This window comes from Desulfopila aestuarii DSM 18488, assembly GCF_900143695.1.
GTDB lineage: Bacteria > Desulfobacterota > Desulfobulbia > Desulfobulbales > Desulfocapsaceae > Desulfopila > Desulfopila aestuarii.
In genome coordinates, this window is record NZ_FRFE01000075.1 from 1 (window position 1) to 5,488 (window position 5,488).

The 5,488-nt window shown below is 38.2% G+C and carries 5 protein-coding genes; 3 read left to right on the forward strand and 2 right to left on the reverse strand.

Features of this window, described 5'->3' with window-relative positions; translation table 11 throughout:
- Window positions 1–400 precede the first annotated feature (400 nt).
- The 3 genes from BUF15_RS26090 to BUF15_RS26100 all read left to right on the forward strand — a co-directional run bounded on the left by BUF15_RS26090 (window position 401) and on the right by BUF15_RS26100 (window position 4,247).
- A complete protein-coding gene (locus BUF15_RS26090; RefSeq protein WP_073617266.1) occupies window positions 401–2,500 on the forward strand; it encodes a MarR family transcriptional regulator in 2,100 nt (699 codons plus the stop codon).
- 634 nt (window positions 2,501–3,134) lie between these two features.
- Window positions 3,135–3,746: a hypothetical protein gene (locus BUF15_RS26095; RefSeq protein ID WP_073617268.1), complete on the forward strand. Its 612-nt coding sequence runs from the start codon at window positions 3,135–3,137 to the stop codon at window positions 3,744–3,746.
- A 51-nt stretch (window positions 3,747–3,797) separates the two neighbouring features.
- On the forward strand, window positions 3,798–4,247 hold the full coding sequence (locus BUF15_RS26100; RefSeq protein ID WP_073617270.1) for a hypothetical protein: 450 nt from the start codon (window positions 3,798–3,800) through the stop codon (window positions 4,245–4,247).
- Between the two features lie 838 nt (window positions 4,248–5,085).
- Here the strand turns inward: BUF15_RS26100 and BUF15_RS28600 are convergent.
- Together BUF15_RS28600 and BUF15_RS26110 are read right to left on the reverse strand one after the other, a co-directional pair.
- On the reverse strand, window positions 5,086–5,187 hold the full coding sequence (locus BUF15_RS28600) for an Ada metal-binding domain-containing protein (RefSeq protein WP_084554629.1): 102 nt from the start codon (window positions 5,185–5,187) through the stop codon (window positions 5,086–5,088).
- Between the two features lie 7 nt (window positions 5,188–5,194).
- Window positions 5,195–5,488: transposase domain-containing protein (locus BUF15_RS26110; protein WP_143170905.1), on the reverse strand; the 294-nt coding region annotated here is incomplete at its 5' end.

The following is a 5,488-nucleotide window of genomic DNA, read 5'->3' on the forward strand; positions in this document are numbered from 1 at the left end:
TGCAGGCCGGACAGGCCTCCCCGGATAAGGACGTGATCTGTCGTTACACGACCGCGGCATTTACCGTATCTCCTGAACCCGGGGCTTTGTCATGTTGTGCTGACTTACCCGGAGACTCGGCCTTGTATGCCATTTCTGTTCGTCGGCCCATAACTTTGTACTCCAGCTTCCTCCGGACGAGCCCTCGCAGGATCGCCCTTGCTTTCGACTAGTATTTATGTTCCTGTCATTACGACAAGAACAGGGTTTACATACAGGGGACTTACACCCCATAAGATCACGCCCATGCCGGGCGTACACAAAACGCTGTAGCAATACAGCCCTAAATTCACCGCTTCGCGGCGGGCTGTAGGATTCGCTCCTTCGTCGCTCACCGCTAAGCTTGGCGTTCGAGTGAAACATGAAAAAAGATAAATTTCTTACAGCAATAGATACTCTTAAGCTATATAGGCGAGCTGAGCTTGTAAATGAGCAAGGAAAACAACTCATCACTAAGCTCTATGTAGACCCACTTCCAAATGAACATCTTCTACATACCGTATTAAAACCGAACACAACTTTTCTCGTAGGTAGAAAAGGTACTGGCAAATCTACAATTTTCCAAAGGGCCCAAGAAGCTCTTAATTTAGAAAAAAAATCCACTTGGGCTTATATCGACATTAAATCATTGTATGAATCATCTACTTCTGAGCTGGTTGGTGGCATACCACCAGAGTTTGAAGCAGCGCTATCATCAGAAACCATTCAAAAAATATGTGTATTTAAAAGATTTACGATTGATCTTATTAAAGAAATCAAGAGTCAAATTAAAATAAGAGTAAATTCCAGTCTTTTAAGCCAAGTGAAAGAAGTTTTTACGGGATCAGCAACTGAACTATTTGAAAAGTTGGATGAATTTATTGAAGACCTTGAGACTGAACAATATCTTGATGTTACTGGAGCCATACAGGCACAAAAGCAAGATGAAAATTCTGAAAAAGATAGTTTTAAAATAGCTGCTGAAGCAGCTGCAAGTTTATCAAAAAATCCTTCTGTGCAAGCAAAACTTGTTGCAGAACTCTTTTCAGAGCACGAAAGAAAACGAAGCAAGAATTATTCACAAATTTTTATTAAAATATTGAATATTCGTAGTTTGATTCTACGCTTACGCGAAATACTTTCTGCTCTAGGATTACGCCACTTATATATATTTATAGATGATTTCTCCGAATTACCACGTAGTGACATGGAACAAGTAGTTGATACAATTCTTGCACCATTCAATAATTGGTCTGAAGAGTTTATTAAACTTAAAATTGCTGTATATCCAGGTAGGCTTTATCCCGGCGACATTGATTTATCAAAGGTCGATGAAGTCTATCTAGACATATTCAGAGCATATGGTCGCAATGATGTATCGGGAATGGAAGAAAAAGCAATTGACTTTACGCAAAGGCTAGTGACTAAACGTCTCCAATTTTATTGCCAAGAAGAACCGGAAACTTATTTTGAAACCGAAAGTGATGATTTCTGGAAAATAATTTTTTACTCCTGTCTGGGTAACCCCAGAATTCTTGGATATATCCTTTATTATTGCTATGAAATGAGCACTATTTATGGACAACGTATTGGTATCCGCACAATCCAAGCTGCAGCACGAAGATATTATGAAGAAAAAATTTTCCAATATTTTCGATTAAATAAATTTCTCCATGAGACCTTTGAAGAAAGATCATCCATTTATAGCCTGAAGGAACTGCTCGAACAAATTGTTAAAAGGGCCAAAGAGTTACGTACCTACAAAGAATCAAAAATGATGCGTGAAATTACTGGACGACCACCTACAAGTCATTTCCATATTCTTTCTGATTACGACCAAGTTCTTTCAACACTTGAATTGAATTTTTTCATCACAAAATATTATGAAATGAAAGACAGGGATGGCCGCGAAGTATCAATATTTGCTCTCAATTTTGGCCTTTGTCAGCAACAAACTATTTCATTTGGAAGACCAACTGAAAAGAGAGAACAGCGCCTTTATTTTGTTGAAAGAATTTTCGATTATAGCCCAATAATTGCCTCATATATAAAAGTAAATCAGGAAATAGTTTGTGACCATTGTAGTACTCGCCATCCACATGAAATGTTACCAGCAATTCAAGCATTCGACATGCTATGCCCTGAGTGCAAAAAAGGTTCATGTAGATTGGTAAACCTTTCGAGAAAATACGAAAAATTAATAAAAGACGTAGCAGATGAAAATTTGTTGCCAGATACAGAGTTAGGTATCCTCAAGACTCTTCATGATGAGAGAAAGCAAATGTTCGCCAAAGAAATCGCTGAAGAGCTTGACTGTTCATATCAGTTGGTCGGCAAAAGAGGCAGAAACTTAGCTGAAAGAGATTTGGTTGAAAGAAACGAAAACGATAAAGGCCGAAGAGTGTTTGAAATAAGCAGTTCGGCAGATGAATTGTATTTCTCTGAAATAGCTGGCGACCAAATGGATTTTGGAGAAGAATGACTCGAACAAAAGCATACACCAGCTGGCGAAAACTTTTGCAGCGCTGACACACAATGTCATTGCCGCCACTCGTGATGCCGGTCGTACTTGCAGTTATCAAAAGTCCAGATATCTCCTATTGACCAATCCAGACATGGGGCGAGAATCTGTTTCTTTTATAAGGTCAAAAATTGCCAGTTTAATTTTCAGCAGTATCAGTAGAAAATTTAACCAAAAACATCACTCTTAAAAGCAGAACTTCGATTTGGCAATAGTAATGTTCTAGTTTCAGCTTCCTTGGTCATAGTGAAATTCTTCGTGTGCGTACAATGGCAGAATTGTATTGACAGATGAGTGTTTTTGGTATTAACTACCAATTATAAATTACTAGAATAATTCAGCAATTAGAGCATGGGAGAGGTTGTTTGAATTGTTGCAATCCATAGTGCAGGTAATTATATTTCTCACCGATTTTTAAAAACTAGGGGCTGGTGTGAAGAAGAATCCCTGCTGTAAAAAACATGAGCAGATTTCACGTCACGACGGTTATTATCCAAACTTGATCAGACTTTTGCCATGAAAACTACAGACAGGAATGCTCTTTAAATATCGCATTTGCCAATATATTTAATTCTTACTAATAGAGTGTATTCAAATGAATCATTTACGTGCATATTGTTTCCTGTTGTTGTCGCTACTGATAATCACATATCCACATTATGCATTATCCTTCGAATATGATTTTCTCAATTCTGGAATCAATAAAAATCAAGTTCTAAATTACTTGAAAGAGAATAATATAGAAATACCTATTAACATAGATCTTGCCAAAGAGTACAAAAACCCTACAAACAACATTTTAATGTATAGAGACACCTTGTTCGACAAGAAAGCATCTGTGATGCTTACATTTACATGCAACACCGAAAAGCTATACAAAGCTGAAATAAGGATATACAGCAACAAGAAGGAAGTAAAAGAACTTCGCTCGCTGCTTGACATGAAAATTCGCAATAAATACGAGTCAAATACTAGCTTAGAATACTTCTCCGGAAGGGGGCCTGAAAAGAATATTGGGGGAGGGCTTTTCTGTCCATCCACTGACTTTATCAGATATCGTACTAATAATGATGAAGTTTTAATCGAATTATTAAGTTGCAGGCCAATTATAGACATTACATATACTGATGTAAATATAAAAAAGGAAAATATGAAAGAAGAGCGAGAAAGGTGGGGATTGAAACATGGAGATAGTTCAAAATTTTAACCTGAAACCAGGTTTTAATATTAATGATTAATTTATTTTTAGGATTCGGTTATGGATATTCAAATATCCCTATTGGCTTTAATTGTTGCAATTTTTAGCTTTGCCCTAGCATTGGCTAGATTTGAGCATTTAAAAAAATCAGGCATGAGGCCTGTATTAGTTTTTAGTCGAAAACAAGATGGCTTTTGGTATCTATCAAATGTAGGGAATGGTTCCGCAATCAATGTTGTGGTATCTGATGGAAATAGCAAAGGAGAATGGGTAAACAAAATTCTATGTCGACCTCTAGTCAAAGAGGAGGCATACCCTTTAACTTGGCTCAAACACTCATGTATGCTTTGTGTTAACTATTCAGACTCTGATGGCAGGAAGTACCATAATATTTGTAGCAACTACATAAATTGCAATAAGAAAGGTCATATTAATATAAAAATGCAACTTACCAGTGACTTCTATTTAGATCCTGAAAGTGCTTTCAATAAGGGGGAGACGAATCTGTAAACAAAGAGATTTTTAAATCAGGCAATCATTTCAACTTACACCCACTGGGAACGAGAGACGTGAGGTGAATTGGATGTTGTTTAATTGTTTTTATTTAAGCCCATACACTGCAAATTTTATCGTTGTCTTGTTTCTTTTTCTCATCTCTCACCAGCGGCAAACTAATTACCGCCCTTGACCTGAAACACAACCCAATCATGCAAATTTATTAACCCGGTGGGGATTTGTGCTACAAAAACAATCTGATAAACGTATGTGACAACACAATATTGGCGACATAATGCAGGTGCAAGTTCTTCTATTTGCCCGTCGGTTTAATAAGATCAAGATATTTCCTGTTACGTGTAACAAAATCCCCCTACGTCTAGCAGCTATCCATGTCGACTTTCTATCCACCTGATTGCTTAATAGTCGGACGCTTTACCGAGATACATTTGAGTAGTTGACAGATCTGCATGACTGAGGAGCACCTTAATTATTCTCAATAGAAACTTCTGATCTTGAAGTGAATGTAGCCGCATGACCACGAAGGTCATCTGGTCGAAATTTGATGCCTACCATATTAGCTATTTTTAAAACTATTTTTCAGGCACCTGCATAGCCGATCTAGAAAATTAACTGGTTCAAGGGAATCGAAGTGCCTAGGACATAATCCAGCAGGTGAGTACTCAATTTCTTGGGTAAGAAAATAATCTCCAACTCCCGTGTTAAAAGTCCAGATATCCTATCAATGCGAATTTCTAAAAATCTTTTTTTTAGGTTTTCGTTCCCTTGAAAAAGAAAATGTTTTCTAAAGCGAACAATTTTCTGGAATCATACTCCGACAAACATAATAACCTCACGGCTGACACCGCCCACAAGGTCGGTACCCAGCGTTTACCGCAGACTGCTTGCTGTCAAAATTTTGGATGCAGTTTTTGCAATTGAAATCTTTACGTATCCGCTAATTAAACCCCACTTATTGATTGCGGCAAAAGGAGGTCGGCGGCTTTGAGCCTGTTCGGTAGCAGCTCTTCGTAATCGCTCTGCGATTCTGCGAAAGGAAGTTTTTCGAAGATAAAACGAAGATATCTGTACGGTTCCAGGCCATTTGCTTTCGCTGATTCGACGAGACTGTAGAGGCTGGCACTAGCTGCCGCTCCGGCAGGATTACCGGCAAAGAGCCAGTTTTTGCGGCCTATCACAAACGGCCTGATGGCATTTTCAGCTGCATTATTGTCTGGGCCGACTACGCCTTGGTC

Excerpts from the sequence above, each read along its gene's own strand:
- BUF15_RS26090 (WP_073617266.1), top strand. The coding sequence starts at position 401 with ATGAAAAAAGATAAATTTCTTACAGCAATAGATACTCTTAAGCTATAT.
- BUF15_RS26095 (WP_073617268.1), top strand. The coding sequence starts at position 3,135 with ATGAATCATTTACGTGCATATTGTTTCCTGTTGTTGTCGCTACTGATA.
- BUF15_RS26100 (WP_073617270.1), top strand. The coding sequence starts at position 3,798 with ATGGATATTCAAATATCCCTATTGGCTTTAATTGTTGCAATTTTTAGC.